Source organism: Mesorhizobium sp. M0437 (assembly GCF_040321335.1).
GTDB lineage: Bacteria > Pseudomonadota > Alphaproteobacteria > Rhizobiales > Rhizobiaceae > Mesorhizobium.
Genome location: NZ_JAMYRK010000086.1, coordinates 1 through 20604, shown reverse-complemented (window position 1 = coordinate 20604; position 20604 = coordinate 1). Strand labels below are relative to the sequence as shown.

Below are 20604 nucleotides of genomic sequence, written 5' to 3'. Positions count from 1 at the left end.
GACTCGGCTGGAGCGATCTGCTCGGCCGGAGCGGATTCTGTTTGCTGCTGCTGATTGCGCCGCTTCTTGCGGGGTTGCTCGGACTCGGCTGGAGCCGCCTGCTCGGCCGGAGCGGATTCCGTTTGCTGCTGCTGGTCGCGCTTCTTCTTTCTGGGCTGCTCTGCCTGCTGGCTTTGCGCGCAGGCCTCCGCCGACTCGCCCTCGGCGCAACTCGATTGCACTGGGATGAGCGGCGCTGCGGTACGTTGCACGGGGCCGAATGCGGCGTCGCCTTGCAGTGGGAACGCGCCTAGCGGCGCGGACGCCATCAACAGGCCAAGCGCCGTGCCTGCCAGAATCCGTGGTTGGCGTTTCATCATAAACACTCCTTGTGGCGTCCCATCCATGCCCAAACTTTCAGCAACCATGTTTGGTTCCTGTTTGTAGGTTCTAGCTGTGGCACAGGGCGATTGACCGGCGTTTTGAAGGCGACTTCATGTCATTCGTATGGTCCTGGCGTATGTTCCGGCGTATGGTCCCGGCGTATCGTTCGGACGAGGGTGCACGGTTGCCGTGCTTGACCTTGAAGCGTCCGGGGGCCACATGCCGACGATGGAAAAGCCGTTCTGGAAGACCAAGACGCTCGAGGCGATGACCCCGGCCGAGTGGGAATCACTCTGCGACGGTTGTGGCAAGTGCTGCCTGTCGAAACTCGAAGACGAGGACACCGGAGAGATCTACTGGACCAGCGTCGGCTGCCGGCTGTTCGACGCTGGAAGCTGCCGCTGCTCCGACTATGCCAACCGGCTGGCGCGTGTTCCGGATTGCGTCGGGCTGACGCCGCAGAACGTGCGCACCATCAGCTGGCTGCCCAAGACCTGCGCTTACCGGCTGGTGGCCGAGGGCCGCGATCTCTATTGGTGGCACAGGCTGGTGTCGGGAAGCGACGAGACCGTGCACGAGGCCGGCATCTCGATGCGCGGCCGGGTCAGCGCCAGCGAGACCGACCTTGCCGAGCCGGACGACTATTTCGACCATATGCTCGCGGACGAGCCTTAGGATTTCCTGCGGTAACGAAGACCGGGAACCATGGCAAAAGGGTACGTTCCCCATCTGCCCTGCATAGAACGGTTCCAGAAACGGACAGACTAACGGCTGGCCCATTCTTGCCGCATGAACGGGGGATGAATGGCCGGTTCGCAAAAAATTCAGACAGGCGGGTGCATTCTCCTCGCATAGGTTTGACGAAAACGGGTGGAAACCCTCAAACAAGGAGAGAAGACAATGTTCAATACCATCAAGACGGTTGCTCTTTCGGCACTTGTCGGCCTTGGCACGCTTGCTGCCATCCCCGCTCATGCTGACAGCATCTATCTCGGCTTCGGCAACAACCAGGATCCGCGCGTCGGCGTCTATACCGGCGACGAAGATGATGGTTACTATCGCGAACACCGCCGTCATGGCGGCTGGCGCCGGTCCTGTTCGCCGGAGCGTGCCATTGACAAGGCCGAACGCATGGGCCTGCACCGCGCCCGCATCATCGACATCAACCGCCGCACGGTCAAGGTCGCCGGCCGCCAGTATGGCGACCGCGTCGTAATCGTATTCGCCAACGAGCGCGGCTGTCCGATCATCTATCGCTAAGGTCTTCGGGCTTGCGGCCGGCTGACTTGCAGCCGGTAGAGTAGCGGAGCCCTTTCCGCCAGGACGGAAAGCGCGGCTCAAAAAACCCCGGAGGATCGATCCTCCGGGGTTTTTTCATGCTGCAAGCGATGATCATTTCAATTCGAAAGTCACCGTCACCTGTGCGGTATAGGAATTCTCGCCGGCTTGCACCGGGACCGACGCGCCGGCGGCATCGAATGCCTTGGCGTTGATCGGCATCGGCGGTGGTGCGAAATTCTGGTCGGTGATTTCCAGGACCCGGCCGATGCCGACGCCGGCCGCTTCGGCCAGCGTCTTGGCCTTGGCCATGGCATTGGCGACGGCCTTCTTGCGCGCCTCGGTGACGGCTGCCGCCGGATCGTCGTTGGAGAAGGAGATGCCGCCGCCCTGGTTGACGCCGAGCGACACCGCCTTGTCGAGAATGTCGCCGGTCTTGTCGATGTCGCGGACGCGCACCGAAAGCGTGTTGGTCACCTGATAGGCGACAAGCTCGGCCTCCTGGCTGCCGTCGGGCTTGTTGGTGTAGTTATAGCGCGGATTGATCTGGATGCCCGCTGTCTGCAGGTCGCGCTCCTTGATGCCGGACGATTTCATGGCAGCGATCACCGCGGCCATGGCGTCGTTATTGGCATCGAGCGCTGCACGTGCCGTCTTGGCTTCGCGCATGACGCTGAGCGTCAGCAGAGCCAGATCGGGTGCTATCGCCGCCTCGCCTTCACCGGTGACGACGATACGCGGCGGCGGTGGCGAATCGGCGGCGGCCGCGATCGCCGGAAATGCGATTGCGGCGGCAATCGCCAGGGGCAAGATACGTCTGGTCATGAAATCTCCTCGATCTGGGATCCCAAGACAGCCGAGTGTTGGCCGGCGTCCAATGGGCGACGTGCAATAGGTTATCAATATGGGCTGATTTGGGCGATCCCTGCCAGCCCCCTTGGAACGCCTGCTCGGAAAGCCTTGTGCGGTTCAGGGAAAAACACTAATCCAGCGCCGTGGGGCCTGTAGCTCAATGGTTAGAGCCGGCGGCTCATAACCGCTTGGTTGGGGGTTCGAGTCCCTCCGGGCCCACCATTGGCTTTTGTGGCCGTTGATTTAATTGGATTTTTTGGCCATTTTTGTCCCACCTCTTTCAACCCCCTCAGAAAGTGGGACAATTTTGTTCTCTTTTCGATCGATAACCAGCAGGTATTTCGCCGCTCTCGCTACCTTCCGGCGACGCGCTTTCTTGATGTAGTGGTCGGGCTGCTGGTACGTAGTCCACCCATATATCGCCTTCAGCTGCTCGTGCGTCGCGCCGTTCTCAGCGGCGATCGTCGCGCCGGCCTTCCGAATTCCATGAGCACTGCAGTGCGGCAGCTCAGCTTGATCACACCACTGGCGCATCTTGTTGCCCAGACCGTTCTCCGAGAACGGGCGACCATACTCATTGACCAGGAAGGTCATCTGGTCGGAAGGCGTGTGCTCAAGTTCCGCCTCTAGTTCGGGCAGAAGCGGGAGCTCCACCAACACCGCATCCTTGTTACGACTGGTCTTCCCAGGCTTAATTCTGATCCACTTCTCCCACTGCTCGGTCTCTTCGTTGTAGACGAGCGTGATGTGCTGTCGACCGAAGATCGCGACGTCGGACAACCGCAGGCCAGTAAACATGAAGATCGAGAGCGCACGTCTGGCTGCGGTACCCAGCGGATGCCGCTTCTCATATTGAACGATCTCCGACACGTCCCATGGGTGCCAGCCGTCGCCGCTCTTTAGCCGTCTGATGCCGCGGGCGGGATTGGAGTCGACGCCCGGAATCTCTGTGTCCTTTGCCCACTCAAACATCGCGCTGATGGCTTTTACGATATTGTTTGCCGCGCCCAGGGCGTCGAGCCTGGTGTCCCTGATCTCCTTAACATGAGACCGTTTCATACCGGCGAATGGCAGAGATCCCTTGGTGGGATACTGAGGATCCGGGTCACCTTCGAGGGGATGAGGTAATTCGCATACGCGCTCCAGAATTGCTCGTCGGCGCGCCATAGTGTCTTGGGTGATTTCCGTGCCGCCCCGACGGTAATACTCCTGGCAAAGCCACAGTAACGTGCCTTTCTTCGCTGGCTCGGAAGGCTTGGGGAGGCGCCGGCAAATCTCGGGAAGAGTGCCGGGCCGAACATAAGAGACCTCGGCGCGTGCGCAGCGCAGTTCCTCGAGGAACTCGTCGCTGCCGGTCGGTTCACGGAGCCGGACCTTCTTCCGACCCGGTGCGCGAAAATAGTACCGATCATTGCCGTGGCGATCAGTGTCCTTCACTACGCCCTTAAGATCGATTTTCACGGGCTCATCCGTCATGTTCGTGGTTTTCGATCCCAAGGATTGTCTAGTGGCGGCGAATCTTCGTCAAGCTTTGGTGCTCCTCCGATTTGGCGGTGAGGGAGCTTTCGAAAGGCCAATACAAGTTCCTCGACGTCCCAAACAATGCGCCCCTTGCTCGGCATTCGTGGCTGCGGCATCCGGCCGTCCTGGACCATTTCATCAAAGGTCGTTGAGCTTACGCCGATGAACGTCGCAGCCTGCTCGCGATTGATTCCTACCGGCGGGAGCGAGGGCGGCAAGACGCTCGGGGTGCGTAGCATCGGTTTAGCGCGTTGAAAGCGCGTTTTTGACGCCTGCCTGTCTTCCTATGTACCTGTCCGAATATTGCAGACGCTCAATCATGTCCTGGCCCTGTGCTTGCAGGCTCACCCTAGGTCTCCAGACCTAGGATCGCTCAAGACACCGGACTCTTTTCCAGCCTTTGTGTACGATGATGGGTATCTTAATGCGCTCGAGGCCAAGAACTGAATGGTCGGCGACTTGGAAGGGCAAAATGACCGTGGAACCACGAATCTGAGTCAGAGGCGGAATCCAACTGAGGAAAGTATCGCTGTGTTTTCAGACGGTTATGACTCTCATGCATGCGTAACAACCAACAAGAATACCAACAAAATGTTTCTGTGGTTACTTTCATTCCTCATGGAATGCGCGACTGATTTGGTCCGACAGCGGCTTCACAAAATAAGAAAGCGCCGTACGCTCGCCCGTCTGGATCATCGCTTCGGCCGGCATGCCGGGCACGAGCGTCAGGTCCTTGAGCTTCGTCAGTTCCGCATGCGGAACCGACAGACGCACCAGGTAATACGAAACGCCGTTTTTTTCGTCCGTCGCCAGATCGGCTGCGATCCGGCTGACATATCCGTTCAATACCGGCGTGGTCCTCAGATTGAAGGCTGACATCCGCAGCACGGCCTTGTGACCAAGCTGGATTTGGTCGATGTCCTTCGGGGTGATTCGTGCTTCAAGCGCAAGATCGTCGCCTTCCGGCACGATTAGCATAATCGGATCGGCGGGCGTGATCACTCCTCCGACCGTATGAACTGCGAGTTGTTGAATGGCGCCTGACTGCGGCGCGACAATATCGATCCGTCGCAGTTCCTGTTCAGCCGCCACCTTGCGCTCAACATACTCCCCAACCTGCGCCTGAACCTCTCTGAGCTCCTGGCCGACTTCCGTCTTGAAATCCGGATCGATCTGCAGGATCTGCAGGCGCGTTTCGGCTATGCGGGCTGCCGTCTGTGCCTGATGTGCAATCTTCTCACCGCGTTCGCCGCCGAAAGTGGCAACCTGCGTCTTCAGACTGTTCAAGCGTTGGTCCGAGACAATGCCTTGGTCGCGCAGCCCACTCAGGGCAGCAATTTCCTTTTGGAGGATCTCGGTGCTTTTCTCAGAAGCGATTGCCTGCGCCTTGAGCCCCTCGATCTCGTGCTCATATTGAGTGATGCGTTCCGCTAGCTGCGCCTGCCTTCCGTCGCGGGATTGTCTGCGGAATTCGAACAGCCGCGTCTCGCCATGTACTGCCGAAGCTACGTCCGGAACATCTCTGCGGGCGAGCAGCCAGTCCGGGAAGGCGATCTCCGCCAGATCGTCACGCTCAGCTTCGAGTCGTGCCAGGTTGGCGGCCAGCTCATCGAGCCGCTTGGTGACTACAGCGAGAGTGGCGCGCGTCTGGGTGGCGTCGAGCCGCATGAGGATGTCGCCGGCTTTTACTTTATCACCTTCGCTCACCAGGATTTCTCCCACCACCCCGCCGGTCGGGTGCTGCACCTTCTTCACATAGGAATCGACGACAAAGTGTCCGGACGCGACAACCGCGCCGGAGAGATTCGTGAAGGCCGCCCAGGCTCCGGCTCCTCCCACAAAGATCACGCTCGCCAGCAGGCCCGCCACCAGGTGCCGGCGAATGGACCTGGAAACGTCATTGTTCTGATGAATGCCGGACACCGGGATCCTCCATGTCAGCGCGCTCGTTATCCTGTGTAGACTCGATGGCCTTGACCCCAGCGCCTGATGCCATCGCTGCCCCCTTAAGGACTTTGGAAAGCGCCTCATCACGCGCACCGAATGCTCGCTGCCGTCCACCTTCCATCACCAACACCAAATCCACGGCGCGGATGGCGCTCGGCCGATGGGCAACGACAACCGCAATGCCCTTGCGCTCGCGCACGGAGGCGATCGCCTTGACAACCGCAGCCTCGCCTTCCGCATCGAGATTGGCATTGGGTTCATCCAGCACAACAAGGAAAGGGTCTCGATAAAGAGCACGGGCAAGACCGATACGCTGGCGCTGCCCGGCGGAAAGTGCCGATCCGGCCTCACCAATCGGAGTTTCGTAGCCGTGCTCAAATCGGAGGATCAGTTCGTGCGTGCCCGCTGCTTTCGCCGCGGTGACAATAGCCTCAGGGTCAGGATTATCTTCAAAACGAGCGATGTTTTCGGCAATGGTGCCGTCGAATAGTTCAACACCTTGCGGCAAATAGCCGATATGACGGCCTAGCGCTTCCCGGTCCCATTGATCGAGGCTTGCGCTGTCGATGCGAACCTTTCCGGCGACCGGCGCCCATGCGCCGACGATGGCGCGCGAGAGTGTCGACTTGCCCGAACCCGATGCACCGATGATCCCGAGTGCGCTTCCCGCCTGAACGGCAAACGCAAGGCCGGTCACGGTCGGCTTCCTTTCGCCGGGCGGAACGATTGTCACGCCTTCGAGGCGGAGTTCGCGTTCAGGTGCAGGCATTGGCATAACAGGAGCGGTTTCAGGAACCTTTCCCAAGAGGTCCTCCAGCCGCGCCCAACCCTGGCGCGCCATGAGGAAGGGTTTCCAGCTTGAAATGGCCAGATCGACCGGAGCTAGCGCACGCCCCATCATGATCGAACTTGCAATCATGACCCCGGCCGTAGCCTCCTGCCTGATCACAAGGTACGCGCCGACGGCAAGAATGGCCGATTGCAGCAGCACGCGCAGCGACTTTGAAATGGCACCCAGCCCACCTGCCACGTCCCCGACTTTCCGGTTGGCGGCCAGATACTTGGCATTGGCCTTGTGCCATCGGGCAGCGATCCGCTTTGCGAGACCGAGAGCTTGCACGACCTCGGCATTGCGGCGCGCTGCTTCCAGTAGACCATTGCGTACCATGTTGTGGTCAATGGTATCGCGTATCGGCCCTTGCGAGAGAGTGTTGGTAAGGAGTGTCAGAGATGTGAGACCGATCGCCCCGATAAGTGCCGTCATGCCGATCCAGAAATGAAAGAGGAAGCAAATGCCAAGATAAATCAGCATCCATGGCAGATCGAAGAACGCTGTCGGGCCGTTTCCACCTAAGAATCCGCGAACATTGTCGAGATCGCGTAGCGGCTGCAAGCCGTCGCCCGGCATGCGCGTTAAAAGCGGAAGGCGAACGATCGCATCGTGAACGCGTCCGGAAAACTGTTCATCGAAACGCTCGCCAATCCGCAGCAGCACGCGCGCGCGCAAAATGTCGAGCAGGCACTGGAACGCATAAAGCCCTGTAGCAAGCACGACGAGCCCCACTAGCGTCGATACGCTGCCACTTGCCAGAACGCGGTCGTAGACCTGAAGCATGAACACCGGCGAGATCAGCGCAAGCACGTTCACCACGCCGCTGATCAACAGAATTCCCCAAATAGCGGAAGTCAGAGGGAAAGGTCTCAAAGCTGAATCCTTCAAGGAATGGTTACTCACGTAGGTCTCCGTGAGGATCTGGCGACCCAGCTCCCTATATTGCTCCCCGAGCGGCGACCGACTGCATCCGCTCGCTGATTCAGGATCAGTGCTCCCGCCGAATATGTTTGGTTTGGCATCTAATGGAGCGGGTCAACAACAACACCGTCCGGCTGAAGGTTTGGAAGGGCAACGTCATCGTGGCCGGCCGCAAGGGCCCGAACAGGCTTCCGCCTCCACGCCTTCAGGGAGATTTCGGTGTACGACCAGCGCGACGTGCAGGGCTTCGTCAAGCTGTACACGCTGCGACTGCTCCCGGGCGCCCCGGCCCATCGCAAGTAGCGGAAACGGAAAGCGCCCGCCCAGGGGGGCGGGGCGCTGTTCCGTATGGGTTTTCTGGATCAAACGAAGGTGAAGTCCGACGCGGTCAGGCCTAGGTCGGCCACGGTGACCACACCGCCCAGGTGGACGAACTCATGCGCGCTGTTGTCGGCGGTGACATAGGCCAGAGTTGCGACTCTGTCGGTGTAGCTGCTTTGGTAGACAATGATGTCGCCGGCGTGCTCGCCGGAGATCGCACTCGCGGCTTCAGAAGCAGAGTTGAAAGATTCGCCAGTGATCACCACGACGTGTTCGCCGTTCGCACCCGAGGCCGCACCACTGTAGAAGCTGCTCACCGGGTAGCCGGACTGTATGCTGGCGTTGTTGACGAAGTTCGCGCCAAAACCGTCGTTGTAGAGGCCCACCGCATCGAAGGCGAACTTGTCCTCCGCCGGGTTGAAATCGGTGATAGTGGAAATGTCCGGCTTCGACCCGACACTCGGGACGACCCCAGGCACCGGATTGTGGAACTGGAACACGAACGTGTCACTGTCGGTGCCCCCGGTCAACGTGTCCTGGCCGTCACCCACGTAGACGACATCCTGGCCGGGACCGCCGCTGAGCCTGTCATTGTCCTCACCGGAGATGCGCGCGTTGAAGCGGCCGTTGTCGCCGGAGAGATCGTCCCAGCCATCTCCGCCGAAGATGCGGTCGTTACCCTCGCCGCCGAGGGCTCGGTCACTGCCCGCGCCAGCCGAGATCTCGTCGTTGCCGCCACGACCGTCAATCCAGTCATTGCCCCCGAAACCCTCCATCCAATCTTCAAGCTTGGTGCCGAGGAGTGTTTCGGAACCCGGGCCACCCTCGATAATGTTTGCCATCGAAAATACTCCTAATGATGCGCCCTGCCTGACGCGTTTCATATTCCTCATCGGATAATTAGAGAAATCGATTGCTTGGATAGACACACATTTACGAAATGGATGCACTCACGTTCACTTCCTTCTGCTGAGCAGTTGCGGGCTCGCAGGCGGCGGGGACGCTGGTCGCCGATGCAATCGATGAAGATTCGACACTCAAACCGGGACTAGACTAGGACGAACTTCGTAACGGGGCCGTCCTGGTTGGGCCCCAAACTTCTCTCTGTTTGCTCGACGCCGGCATACCCGCACCGTGAGCGCTGGACGAGGACAAGTTCCGCTGGCGGAGAACGGCGTGATCGGCTTGCCGCGCCGAAACTGATGGCGCTCGTCGAAGGCATGGACTGGACGCGCGTTCGAGCCGAACGGCGACGGCGTCCGGCCGGAAGGCGGTGGCGAAGTGACTCAGGCGCAAAAGGCGGGCTTCAGGCCGTGTAAAACAAGCTCCTGTCGGCGTCATGACGAGAAGCGCTTCGGCCCGTCCCCACGAAATCGATCCGCTCAAGGCGATGTTCGTCGCCATGGCGGCGGAGAAGGCCGAACTGCAACAACTCCGGAGCGAAACACTCAAGGCCGAGATCGTCCGGATGGCGACACTCAACGAGCGTGCCCAGGAGAGGATCGCCGACCTTCATGGGATCGTCAAGCAGCTGGAGCGCGCCGCTTCGGTCGCAGCTCCGAGAAGCTCGAACGTGCCCAGCAGGCCTTCGCCTTCGAAATCCAGACCGGGCTCGGCGCGATTGAGTCCGAGCTCGAGGCCGCAAGACCGACAGGCGAGCCGCGACGTGCTGCGCGACCGCGCAAGGCGTTCCCGGCGCATCTGGAGCGGGTCGAGACCGTCATCCAGCCCGAGCCATGGGGGAAGAAGCGCTCCCGCAGCCAATCGTCCAGTCCGTCAAACGCGGTCGGCCGCACAGGCTTGCGAAACGGAACAGTCCCGCCCTCGCTTAGATACCGAGGCACCGTGTTGCGAGCGCACCCGAATTCTTTCGCCCGTCGGTTCCCCAGCCAAGCTCATGCAGCGGCAGCATCGCTGCCACCTCTTCAGGCTGAAGGATCTGCTCTCCCTGCATCGTTCTCGACAATGCAGGAATCGCCCAATCCCAATCGCCATCCATGCCTCCTCTCATAACCGAGGGGTCGTCGGCCGACAACTGAGACGTCCGGTGCTCTTAGGCGGGGTAATCATACGAGATGCCTCCTGCAACATCATTTCCCGCATCCATAGGCTTGCCGGATCATTATTGTGAAGCGCAGGCCATTGGACGGCCTCCGTGAATGCGGCAGGAAGTGGCGGCGGAAGTTCGACAATCCGCAGGGGTGTTAATTTTGCGAAATGCTGCGCCAGCCGTAAGGGCATTGTCCCGATGCGGTTGGTGCCTGATAGAAGGGGCGGGATCATGCTAAAGCCCTGTACGACGACCTCGATACGTCTCTCGAAACCGTTCTCGAGCAAATACCATTCCTCGATGGAGGGCTGCCGGGTGTCCCCGAATTTAAGCACAACCTGCCCCATCGACAAGTATCGGTCGAATGTAAGTGGCTCTGACAGCTGCTTGTTCGTGCCGCAGCCTACGCATACGAGCATATCTTCGAACAGGGCTGCGCGAGGATGTTTCGACATGAACACTTCCGGCATAATCAGAAAATCAACGTCGCCGCGCCGGAGAAGCTCCTCCGGGTCGTCGGAAATAAGCAGACATTCGAAGCGGACGGCGGGAGCTTCCCGCGCAGCACGCTTTACGATCTTCTTAAAAAATACGAGCGTGAGGTAATCGGAAAGGATGATGCGGAAGCGACGATCCGATCGGGCCGGGTTAAAGGCGTCCCAGGAAATAATCGACAGCTGGATGTGCAGCAATGCGTCCCGGACTGCTGTGGCGAGTCCCTCCGCGCGCGGTGTCAAAATGAGTTCGCGGCCGTTCATCGTAAATAGCTCATCGCTGAAATAGGCGCGTAACCGACCGACGGCGGCGCTCATGGCCGGCTGACTCAGGTTAATACTGCGGGCCGCGGCGGTGACTTTACGCTCCCTGATCAAAGCGTCCAGCACAACCAGGAGATTTAGATCGAGTCCCTTAAAACGCATGTATTGACCTATCCGACGCGTGGATGGGTATCGCCCAAAGAATCAATTTTAAATGGTGAGTAGCGTCAACGCATCAGCCGACGACGAAATAGAGCAACCGATAGGAAGAACGGCAAAACCGTGTATATGCAAAGCGCGCCGATATGCAGGCCCATGCTGCCGGCCGGACGGCCAAGCATCGCCGGACGAATGAGGTCAATTGCATGTGCGAGCGGCAACAAGGAGGCGACGTCCTGAAAAGCGCCGGGCAATTGGTTGACCGGAAACATCGCGCCGCAAAGGAACAGCATGGGTGTTATAACAAGCGTATTGTAAAATATGAAATATTCATAACTGGGCGCAAGCGCCGTGACGACCATCGCTAGACTCGCGAAGGCGAGGCCACTGAGAGCGATGACTGGCAGCAAGCAGAGGATGGATGGCCACGATGTGTAGCCGAGCGTGGTGGCAACAATAGTGATTGCTGTGCCCGCCATCAGGGCCTTGGTGGCTGCCCACGCCAATTCGCCGAGTAAGATATCGCCGAGCGTCAGCTGAGTGCATAGCATTCCTTCCCAGGTGCGCTGGTTGTCCATGCGGCCGAAACTCCCATAAACCGTTTCAGCAGTCGCCGATGCCATCGCGCTTGTGGCAACCATGCCAGCCGCGAGAAACGCAATGTACGAAGTGCCCTCAACAGGACCTATCATTGTTCCGATGCCAAAGCCGAGACCGAACAGATAGATCATCGGATCGGCGAGGTTGCCGAGAACCGATGCAAGCCCGATTTTCTTCCATCCAAGATAGTTGCGGCGCCAAACCGCGACCCAATTCCACGCATTGGCGGGCATGGCCGCCGCATAACGTTCGCCCATTGTTCAGTCCTCCATCTCGCGCCCGGTTAGCCGCAAGAACACATCCTCGAGATTGGGGGGACGCTGCAGAAGGCGCAGACCCGCGCGCCCGCGTAGCTGCACCAGCACCTGCTCCGGATCGGGTGCATAGCAAAAAAGCGTCTCACCGCTCACCTCGATGCGCTGTGCGTACGGCCGGATCAGCGCACCCAGTTCATGCGGATTGCCGCCGTAGACCTCGACCACGTCACAGCCGATCTGCTCGTCAATGAGTGCGGACGGGCGGCCTTCGGCGATCTTGCGCCCCTCCTCCATAACGCACAGCCGATCGCACAGCCGCTCGGCCTCTTCCATGAAATGGGTAGTCAAAAGAATAGTCTTGCCCCGCGCCAGCAGCGATCGCAGCCGTTCCCAGATCAGGTGGCGGGCCTGCGGATCGAGGCCGGTGGTCGGCTCGTCCATCACCAGCAAGTGCGGGTCATTGACCAGCGCACGCGCGAGCGTCAGGCGCCGCTTCATGCCGCCGGACAGTTCGGCGACGCGCGCATCCGCTTTGTTCTCGAGGCGGGCGAACTCAAGCAGCGATGGTATGACCGCTTCGATCTGGCGTCTGCTCATCCGGAAGTAGCGCCCGAACACCAACAGGTTCTCGCGTACAGTGAACGCGGTATCAAGATTGTCGAACTGCGGGACCACGCCGATGCGCATACGTGCCAAACGCGCGCGCGCCGGCACTGGAGCGCCGAGCACAGTAATCTTCCCCGCATCAGGCGATGTCATGCCGAGGACCATACGCGCAATCGTGCTTTTGCCCGCACCGTTCGGTCCCAAGAGCCCGAAGCATTCCCCCGCCGCAACGCGGAACGACAGTCTGTCGACAACGAGCTTGTCATAAGTTTTGCTTACGTCAGTAAGATCGATCGCTACCATGGACATGGGTTCATTTTACCGAGAGGGACGCCAAGACTGGCGGTTGCTTGGTTGCCTGCCGGACCTGAAACTGTGACTCGTCTTCGCCATCCCAGCCGTCGATAACGAACTGATCGACATCACAAGGATTTAGCCCCTGTTCCGCCAAAGCGGCGACAATTGCGTCGAGATTATCGATGGTTTGATAACGCGGATTGTTGTGCCGCTTTTCCTGCTCAACGCAGAAGACGAGCCGTCCATCCTCGACAAGGGCGATCGCCCCATCATGGGTCAGCTTGGTACCACAGATGCGCATAGTGTCTCCACGTTAACGGCGATAGATTCGATTGATCAGGAAGCGGAAAGCGGGTTCCGGAAACGGACGAGCAAGCAGTCTTCGTTGACCGACTCGCCCCGACACTCAAGACGCTCTACCTCGATCAACGTTTCGTTCAGCATGGCGATGACCGGCTCAGCACCAGCGGCGTGACCCCAGCGACGGCAATTAGCATCCCTTGCCGATCCGAAGATCAGATGCCCGCCTGGCGCAAGCACCCGCACCAGGTTTTTGACGGCCGCGCGCATCTCGGCTATGTCTTCGAGGTAGTATAGGACCTCCGCCACAACGATCAGGTCAAACAACTCGTCGGTCGAAAACTGTTGAACATCGGAGACTATCCAGTTGATGCGCGACGGCTCCTTTATCCGTTGACGTGCTCGAGCAATCGCTTGCGCCACCACATCGATGACGGTGAGCCCTTGGCAGTTGGGAGCTAGTTTTTCCGTGAATGCGCCGGCAGCGCACCCGACTTCGAGGGCATTTGTAATGGAGCCTTGGGCAAGCGCCAGCTGGAGCATTTGCGTGTGGCGCTCCCGCTCGAACGGATTGCCGTCGAGGCGCCACGGATCGTCTGCGGCCAATTCCCGATCGAGCAACTGATGATTCATGTTCTGGGTCAAACTCGTCCACCTCTCGTCCACCTAGGTAATTAGCGATCACTCGTCGCCGCAGATGTTGCTCGACAGCGCTAATCCCGAAGAATCCGCGCAAGATTGAGCCTGCGAAGCGGAGCCGCATGCGGCGAGAATTCTGCCCTGCTTGATCCAGTGATCGGAGTTTGGGTGGGGGTCTGTTTTCCCCCAGTGTTCGATGTAGCGACAGCAGAGCTTCGCGACAGCCAATCGCTATTGCTCAATGTACACAGCGCGTAGGCCTTCAAGGGAAGTAAGAGAAAGATGTTGATGAACGTGTGCAGGGAAAAGCCCAGAAATCGAAACTGTCGAGCACGAAATGCTACCACGCTGCATCGGAGCATGGTCATGGACACAATCATCAGTCCTGTCCACCAAGGCACAGTGCCTGTCAGTGCGAAATGTGCGAGGCCCGTTAGTACCGATAGGGCGAGGAGTAGCGGCCCGAGATTCTGTCCGACCACGTCCAACGTGAGATAGCTATTGAGGCCGGGCAGCAAGCGCAGCCCAAGCAGCGTGTCCCGGAATGTGCTTCGTGCCCAACGGAGTTGTTGGCGCAGATACGGTCCGAGTCTGTTCGGAACGACTGTGGCCGCGATGGCGCCCGGAACGTACTCGGTTCGAAAGCCTGCTTTCAGCATGAGGATAGTGAGATGGCGATCCTCCCCGAAGTCGCTTGGCTTGCCCCGAAAAAATTGCGACTCGTACTGGTCCAGTAACAAAAGGAGCGCAGATCGGCGGTACATGGCACATGGGCCGCAACAGCACATAACGGCACCGAAGCGAGCCTGTGCCGCGCGCTCCTCGTTGCAAGCCAGCCAGTACTCCATGTCTATCAGCCTTGTCAGCCAGCTCTCGCTCCGGTTACTGGCAATCAACTGACCCATGACTGCGCCGACCGCTGGATCTCGCATCTTCGGTACAAGCTTGGTAATGACGTCGGACGCGAGTATCGTGTCTGAATCAACGTTAAGCACCAAATCCCCGGATGAGCGGCGTATCGCGGCGATCTGCGCCTTGCGCTTTCCAACATTCTCGGGAAGCAAAATGATGTCGAACCTAGGGTCGCGCGCGTAGGTTTCGTGGACAGTTCCTACGGCTTCGCGATTTCCAGAACCGTCATCAACCACATAGACCCGAAGTCTTCCGGCGTATTCTTGGTCTGCAATGGAAGCCAGGCACTCTGAAAGGGTGCGCGGATCCTCGTTGAAGCAGGGGACGATGACATCCACGCTGGGCAGTTGATCGGAGCCGACGAGATCCTTCAACGCCGATGAGTCGTTTGTCGGCAGAGCATAAATCCCCTGCATGCTCTTATAAGCAGTCGAGAGCAGTGCATAAAGCGAAATGGCCACAGTGCTGGTTGTACCAAGAAGAGTCATGGGATCTCGTTTGTTCAGTGATGTTGAGGAAGTGAGCGGATTACAAATCCGCGCTCATGCAGTGCTGGAATCAGACGGGACAGCGCCGTGACCGTCTGGTCGCGCAGACCGGCGTGAGCGCCCTGGCTCAACTCGCCGGGAGGGCATCCGTCGTGCAAGAGTACGATTGCGCCCGGCCGGACAGAGGCGAGCACGGTATCGATAATCGCGTCGACCCCAGGGCGAGACCAATCTCGTGGGTCGACGGACCAATGGAGGGCCGTCAGCCCGGCGATCTGTGACGCTGTGAAGACTTCTTCGCTCCAGGCGCCATAGGGCGCGCGAATATAGCGCACCGAGGCCTGAGGGCACGCCCTCATGATGGCGCCGTTCGCTTCAAAGATCTCACGTTGCACTTCGCCGAAGCCGCATTTGTACAGATCCGGATGAGTCATCGTGTGGTTGCCTAGCTCGTGCCCTTCTGCAAACATTCGTTGGATTAGATCCGGGTGCTCTAAGGCGTAGGCGCCGATGACGAAGAAAGTCGCCGGCACCCGCTGCTCTGCCAACACATCCAGAATCTCCGGTGTGAAAAGTGGATTGGGACCGTCGTCAAACGTCAGATAAACGCTGCGACGGCCGGTGCGGTCAGAGCACTCACGGCGCACTTCGTACAAGCAATCGGGACGGCTCATAGCTCTGGTCCGTTCCGATCGATCATCGTGCCCGTGGGCCATTCGCTGATCGGCCGTCCAACTGACAGAACAATGGTGAGTGCGTCATCGATGCGTGTGGGCGGCAGGTCGAGGCGCGCCTCTGGTCGGGTGGAGCGCACGCGAATTCCCGACAAAACGGCCAAAGGGCTGTATCGCCGTCCGAACCTCTCAACATGATTCCGCAGCGCGTCCCGGACGGTTCCGAAAGCGAATGGAACGCCAAGCTCCTGCAGTATTGGAAGCATGACATGGATTGAATGGGCGATTCCGAGACCCTCAAGATCCGGACGTACCCCGTACAGGCCCAGCTCAGCCACCAACAGGTCGACCGCGTCAACCTTGATGAAACGGCGCAGTATGCCCATGTGAGCCGCTACACCGCTCGAATCGTAGGCGATTACGCGGAGTTCAGGCCTGGCTCCGGCCCAGCTTCGACTACCTTCGAACGGTTCTGCGTTGGACGCCCCAGTCGGCCCGTAGGTATTACGAAAGAACTGGGCGAGCTCGACGTGGTCCGAGAGCTGCAACTCGTTTTCCCAGCACAATTTCCACTGCACCTGAGGGCGCATTCAGGACCTCTCTTCAAAATAGTTTCTTGCGGGCTGCATTACCCGGCCAAAGCGGCGGCGTTGTTGGCTGCACTCAACCGTTGTCGTTAGCGAAGGTGAGCCAGCCGGTGGGGCTCGCCAATGAGCTCTCTCGATGTTCCCGCCCGTGTCGCGGCGCCGTCGATTTGAGCTTGACGTCGGTCATTTACGTTCCTCTAATGCATGGTTCGTAAATTCGTAAAATTGATTGTTTAGATGATGCCCATCCACACGCTGGATAGATCAGGATATGCGGTTTAAGGGGCTGGATCTAAATCTCCTCGTTGTGCTGGACGCTCTGATCAGGGAGCGTAAAGTCACTGCCGCGGCCAACAGTATTAACCTGAGCCAGCCGGCCATGAGCGCCGCCGTCGCTCGGTTACGCGCCTATTTCAGCGATGAGCTATTTGCGATGAACGGCCGCGAGCTCATTTTGACACCGCGCGCGGAGGGGCTCGCCCCAGCAGTCCGGGACGCATTGCTGCACATCCAGCTATCGATTATTTCCTGGGACGCCTTTAACCCAGCCCAATCGGATCGTCTCTTCCGAATCATGCTTTCCGATTACCTCACGCTCGTATTTTTTAAGAAGATCGTAGAGCGTGCTGCGCGGGAAGCTCCCGCCGTCCGCTTCGAATGTCTGCCTATTTCCGACGACCCCGAGGAGCTTCTCCGGCGCGGCGACGTTCATTTTCTGATTATGCCGGAAGTGTTCATGTCGAAACATCCTCGCGCAGCCCTGTTCGAAGATATGCTCGTATGCGTAGGCTGCGGCACGAACAAGCAGCTGTCAGAGCCACTTACATTCGAGCGATACTTGTCCATGGGGCATGTTGTGCTCAGATTCAGGCACACCCGGCAGCCCACCATGGAGGAATGGTATTTGCTCGAGCACGGTTTCGAGAGACGTATCGAGGTCGTCGTACAGGGCTTTAGCATGATCCCGCCCGTTGTATCAGGCACCAACCGCATCGGGACCATGCCCTTACGGCTGGCGCAGCATTTCGCAAAAACAACACCCCTGCGGATTGTCGGACTTCCGCCGCCACTTCCTCATCCCGCATTCACGGAGGCCGTCCAATGGCCTGCGCTTCACAATACTGATCCGGCAAGCCTGTGGATGCGGGAAATGATGTTGCAGGAGGCATCTCGCCTGGCGCCTTTGCTTGAAATTATTGAGTGTCTCGGGCACGCCGGATCCGACCTTGCCGTTGTTGGTACCGAATTGACTGCCGCCTCCGATTTCGCGTGCGAAGTCCCAGAAGAGATTTAGCCCCACTTAAACACCGGCTGTAAGAATAATGTCATTAATCAGCATGTTAGGCGCGCGCCGGCGCGTGTTACCACTACCTTTTTGAGGGTGATCTCAGGCGAGTTGTTTGTCGAGGTGTGTCGCAGAGCGATGCCAGCTGCCTTCAAGACGTTGCCCACTTTTGCCGTGACGTGGTGGTGACGACGCGACCATCCTTTTCGATGGTGGCTCCTGGAGGCGGTCGCGGAGGAGCGGTTGCCATTCGGGGCAGAGCGGCGCAGTTCCTTGCTGAGTACGAGGGCCAGGAACGAGCAGAACACATGCCCGGTTGGTGCTGAGTTGACTGCCGCCTCCGATTTCGCGTGCGAAGTCCCAGAAGATGTTTAGCCCCACTCAAATGCCAACTTTGCCGGCCTTGCCGCGGCTTTTCACGCGCGGCCAGGCGAGGAGATGGCGGTCGACGAGGTCGATCCCAATGGACTGTGCCGGCCTCGCTCGGCTACTGGCGTGAGGCATCCTTGACGACACCGCCCTGCACCGACAACGTCGAGATGTTGGCAATGAAGCCGGTCGAGGTCGACGCTGCGGATGCTGGGAATTTACCTCGCGCTTCCGCCTGAACGCGCGGCCGATCCGTTCACTCAATCGGCGCTTTCATCCTGGGCCGCGGCTGAGGCCTGTGGGGTGCGGCTACCCCGCGTGGATCGGATCATCAATCAACTTTCTCTCATTTATGAAAGGAAACTCCCCGCTTACGATAGAATCCATCAGCTTCATATATTTTCCGGCAGATGGATGTCGAACGGCAGAAATGTCTGTCCTGGTGTTTCAGCAGTGCCGGTCTCGATAGCCCGCGTCATCAGCGTTATCAGCTCCTGGGAAAGCCGGCGCATTGGCGTGGCGACCGCCATCGTGATGATGTTATCTGCGAGTGCCGCCCGAGATTCCGGCGTGATTTCATTCACGATCGCGACGAGATCGCGACTTTTACCCTCTTCCCGGACCGCGGAGATGGCGCCCTCCATGCCGCCGCCGGCGACATAGAAGCCGACGAGCTCGGGTTCCCGCTGCATGAGATCAAGCGTTGCCTCGTAGGTGACCTGCCGTTTCTCCAGGTTCACAAGCGGATCGAGCACCTCGAACGTCGGCGCGTTCTCACGGCAATAGGAGCGAAAGCCGACGTCACGGAGCTCGTGCCCCTGGAAACGATGGCTGCCGACAAACACCGCCACCTTGCCGGGCCGTTTTGCGACCTTGGACACCATCCAAGCGGCCGTGCGCCCCACCTTGCGGTTGTTGAGGCCGATATAGCCCTGTCGCACGCCGGCGGCGAAGTCGGAAAGCAGCGAGAAAACCGGAATGCCTTTGGCCTTGAGGTCCTCAACCGCTGCTGTAATTTTCGGGTGGTCCGGTGCCACCATCGCGATCGCATGGCAGCGTGCGCCCAAATCCTTGAGCGGTGCGATTAGGTCGCTCGGCATATGTGACGGGGCGAATTGGATGAGCGGAATGCCGTGGAAGGACTGGGCCAAATTGACCGACGCTTCGACCTCGCGCGCAAAGTCTTGGTAGAAATGCTGGGCCGGTTTTCTCAAGATGAAGCCCAGACGGTAGCACGGTAGGTCTCGCCGCAAGCGCTGCTTGATGAGCCCGGCAGCATGATAGCCGATCGCGTGGGCGGCGTCGTGGACCCGCCGCGCGGTCTCCTCGCGCACCGGATGGCGGGCGTTCAGAACCCGATCGACCGTTGCTACGCTGACTCGGGCTTCGCGGGCGAGATCGGCAATTGTGGGGCGCTTGGTCATGGATCCTATTCTGATTGGTTTTTGACGCAGGCTGGCTCTCTGTCACCTAGCGCGATTCGACAATGGTTTCGGGTGGGCAAAGTGGAGACGCCCGCATACTGAATGATCGACAGCGTATTGGACTACTCCAGATGTAGACCGGCCGGGTATAACGGAAGGTTCATTCGCTTAGGGCGGCGATGATTTGCACTCACACATATTGCGCTTCTGATACATGGTCCGTGAGGCGCCGTTTAGAGCCTGCGAGTCGATCGTTCAGGTCATGTGACCAGCTTGGCGAAACCGGTCGCGGTGCGTCGACCTTACTCGGCGGAGGATAGCCGGTTTGATGCCTCGGCAAGCTGATGACCGCAGAAGGCGGCTTTCATCTGCGCTCGGTCCAATTCTCCTTCCCAGCGGGCAACGACGAGGGATGCCACTGCGTTGCCGACGCAATTCGTCAGCGCCCGGCATTCGGACATGAAGCGGTCGATGCCGAGTATCAGTGCCATCCCAGCAACGGGAACACTCGGAACTACGGCGAGCGTAGCAGCCAGGGTGATGAAGCCCGCACCTGTCACACCTGCAGCGCCCTTGGAGGAAAGCATCGCAACGAGGAGCAGCAGCACCTGATCGCCGATTGACAGATCCGTGTTCGTCGCCTGCGCGATGAAGAGGGCCGCCAGGGTCATGTAGATATTCGTGCCGTCCAGATTGAACGAATATCCGGCCGGGATGACGAGACCCACAACCGAACGCCTGGCGCCCGCCTTCTCCATCTTCTGCATGAGCGAGGGGAGCGCGGCCTCCGAGGAGGACGTTGCGAGAACAAGCAGCAGCTCTTCCTTGATGTAGCGAATAAGAGAACAGATCGAAAAGCCGTTGTAGCGGCAGACCGCGCCGAGAACCCCGAACACGAAGAGGAAGGCGGTGAAATAGAACGTCGCGACCAGCATCGCGAGGTTGACGACCGAACCGATGCCATATTTGCCGATGGTGAAGGCCATTGCGCCGAAAGCGCCGATCGGGGCGGCCTTCATCAGAATGCCGACGAGCTTGAAGACAGGCGCGATGAGCGCCTGAAGGAAGCAAACGACAGGCTTGCCCGTCTCTCCGGCCATCGCGAGCGCCATGCCGAACAGAACCGAGAAGAACAGCACCTGCAGGATGTCGCCTTCCGCGAAG

General features: G+C 59.3%; 18 protein-coding genes, 1 tRNA gene and 5 pseudogenes. 5 read left to right on the top strand and 19 right to left on the bottom strand.

Annotated features, from left to right (window positions below; genetic code table 11):
- A pseudogene (locus tag NKI72_RS31025) lies at positions 1-359 on the bottom strand (OmpA family protein); the annotation flags it as partial.
- Positions 360-591: 232 nt separating this feature from the next.
- Between NKI72_RS31025 and NKI72_RS31020 the strand changes: the two are divergent.
- Together NKI72_RS31020 and NKI72_RS31015 are read left to right on the top strand one after the other, a co-directional pair.
- Positions 592-1038, top strand: coding sequence for a YcgN family cysteine cluster protein (locus NKI72_RS31020; RefSeq protein WP_023678278.1), 447 nt, complete (start codon positions 592-594; stop codon positions 1036-1038).
- A gap of 225 nt (positions 1039-1263) precedes the next feature.
- Positions 1264-1623, top strand: a complete 360-nt coding sequence (locus tag NKI72_RS31015; RefSeq protein ID WP_352637442.1) for a hypothetical protein — start codon at positions 1264-1266, stop codon at positions 1621-1623.
- A gap of 132 nt (positions 1624-1755) precedes the next feature.
- Here NKI72_RS31015 and NKI72_RS31010 read toward each other — a convergent pair whose 3' ends face one another.
- A complete protein-coding gene (locus NKI72_RS31010; protein ID WP_352472400.1) occupies positions 1756-2466 on the bottom strand; it encodes an SIMPL domain-containing protein in 711 nt (236 codons plus the stop codon).
- 173 nt (positions 2467-2639) lie between these two features.
- On the opposite strand from NKI72_RS31010, the gene NKI72_RS31005 reads away from it, so the two are divergent.
- Positions 2640-2715, top strand: a tRNA-Ile gene (locus NKI72_RS31005).
- A gap of 21 nt (positions 2716-2736) precedes the next feature.
- Here the strand turns inward: NKI72_RS31005 and NKI72_RS31000 are convergent.
- The 5 genes from NKI72_RS31000 to NKI72_RS30980 form a co-directional block, all read right to left on the bottom strand.
- Positions 2737-3954, bottom strand: a complete 1218-nt coding sequence (locus tag NKI72_RS31000) for a tyrosine-type recombinase/integrase (protein ID WP_352566044.1) — start codon at positions 3952-3954, stop codon at positions 2737-2739.
- A gap of 669 nt (positions 3955-4623) precedes the next feature.
- Positions 4624-5937, bottom strand: coding sequence for an HlyD family type I secretion periplasmic adaptor subunit (locus tag NKI72_RS30995; protein WP_352450735.1), 1314 nt, complete (start codon positions 5935-5937; stop codon positions 4624-4626).
- Positions 5912-7681 (bottom strand): type I secretion system permease/ATPase, encoded by a 1770-nt coding sequence (locus NKI72_RS30990; protein ID WP_352851733.1) that lies wholly within the window; start codon positions 7679-7681, stop codon positions 5912-5914. Before NKI72_RS30990 ends, NKI72_RS30995 begins: the two co-directional genes overlap by 26 nt.
- Before the next feature lie 395 nt (positions 7682-8076).
- The gene (locus NKI72_RS30985) at positions 8077-8877 is read right to left on the bottom strand and encodes a calcium-binding protein (protein ID WP_023678272.1); all 801 of its coding nucleotides are present in this window, start codon (positions 8875-8877) and stop codon (positions 8077-8079) included.
- A 464-nt stretch (positions 8878-9341) separates the two neighbouring features.
- Positions 9342-9551: a hypothetical protein gene (locus NKI72_RS30980; RefSeq protein WP_023678271.1), complete on the bottom strand. Its 210-nt coding sequence runs from the start codon at positions 9549-9551 to the stop codon at positions 9342-9344.
- A 32-nt stretch (positions 9552-9583) separates the two neighbouring features.
- On the opposite strand from NKI72_RS30980, the pseudogene NKI72_RS30975 reads away from it, so the two are divergent.
- Positions 9584-9739 (top strand): annotated as a pseudogene (locus NKI72_RS30975) (IS66 family transposase); the annotation flags it as partial.
- Positions 9740-9771: 32 nt separating this feature from the next.
- On the opposite strand, the pseudogene NKI72_RS30970 reads toward NKI72_RS30975, so the two are convergent.
- From NKI72_RS30970 to NKI72_RS30930, 9 genes and pseudogenes are all read right to left on the bottom strand, one after another.
- Positions 9772-10034, bottom strand: a pseudogene (locus NKI72_RS30970) (hypothetical protein); the annotation flags it as partial.
- Positions 10035-10042: 8 nt separating this feature from the next.
- A complete protein-coding gene (locus NKI72_RS30965) occupies positions 10043-11005 on the bottom strand; it encodes a LysR family transcriptional regulator (protein WP_352483784.1) in 963 nt (320 codons plus the stop codon).
- Positions 11006-11070: 65 nt separating this feature from the next.
- Positions 11071-11859 carry an ABC transporter permease gene (locus tag NKI72_RS30960; protein WP_352450738.1) on the bottom strand — a complete coding sequence of 263 codons (789 nt, stop codon included), beginning with the start codon at positions 11857-11859 and terminating at the stop codon, positions 11071-11073.
- Between the two features lie 3 nt (positions 11860-11862).
- Positions 11863-12774: a nodulation factor ABC transporter ATP-binding protein NodI gene (nodI, locus tag NKI72_RS30955; RefSeq protein ID WP_352450739.1), complete on the bottom strand. Its 912-nt coding sequence runs from the start codon at positions 12772-12774 to the stop codon at positions 11863-11865.
- Positions 12775-12817: 43 nt separating this feature from the next.
- Positions 12818-13063 (bottom strand): annotated as a pseudogene (locus NKI72_RS30950) (carbamoyltransferase N-terminal domain-containing protein); the annotation flags it as partial.
- Between the two features lie 35 nt (positions 13064-13098).
- Complete coding sequence (gene nodS, locus NKI72_RS30945) at positions 13099-13695, bottom strand: nodulation methyltransferase NodS (RefSeq protein WP_031194123.1); 597 nt, start codon at positions 13693-13695, stop codon at positions 13099-13101.
- Positions 13696-13775: 80 nt separating this feature from the next.
- Entirely contained in the window at positions 13776-15101 is a 1326-nt protein-coding gene (gene nodC / locus NKI72_RS30940) for a chitooligosaccharide synthase NodC (RefSeq protein ID WP_352851731.1), read from the bottom strand.
- Between the two features lie 14 nt (positions 15102-15115).
- Positions 15116-15775, bottom strand: coding sequence for a chitooligosaccharide deacetylase NodB (nodB, locus tag NKI72_RS30935; protein ID WP_352720831.1), 660 nt, complete (start codon positions 15773-15775; stop codon positions 15116-15118).
- Complete coding sequence (locus NKI72_RS30930; RefSeq protein WP_352720829.1) at positions 15772-16365, bottom strand: NodA family N-acyltransferase; 594 nt, start codon at positions 16363-16365, stop codon at positions 15772-15774. The genes nodB and NKI72_RS30930 overlap by 4 nt, the downstream gene beginning before the upstream one ends.
- Before the next feature lie 268 nt (positions 16366-16633).
- Between NKI72_RS30930 and NKI72_RS30925 the strand changes: the two genes are divergently transcribed.
- Positions 16634-17656 (top strand): LysR family transcriptional regulator, encoded by a 1023-nt coding sequence (locus NKI72_RS30925; protein ID WP_352851728.1) that lies wholly within the window; start codon positions 16634-16636, stop codon positions 17654-17656.
- A 93-nt stretch (positions 17657-17749) separates the two neighbouring features.
- Here the strand turns inward: NKI72_RS30925 and NKI72_RS35545 are convergent.
- The 3 genes and pseudogenes from NKI72_RS35545 to NKI72_RS30915 all read right to left on the bottom strand — a co-directional run.
- Positions 17750-17994, bottom strand: a pseudogene (locus NKI72_RS35545) (IS1634 family transposase); the annotation flags it as partial.
- Between the two features lie 414 nt (positions 17995-18408).
- A complete protein-coding gene (locus NKI72_RS30920; RefSeq protein WP_023678260.1) occupies positions 18409-19440 on the bottom strand; it encodes a LacI family DNA-binding transcriptional regulator in 1032 nt (343 codons plus the stop codon).
- 302 nt (positions 19441-19742) lie between these two features.
- Positions 19743-20604 (bottom strand): cation:dicarboxylate symporter family transporter (locus NKI72_RS30915; RefSeq protein WP_352851726.1); only part of this gene is annotated, 862 nt, incomplete at its 5' end.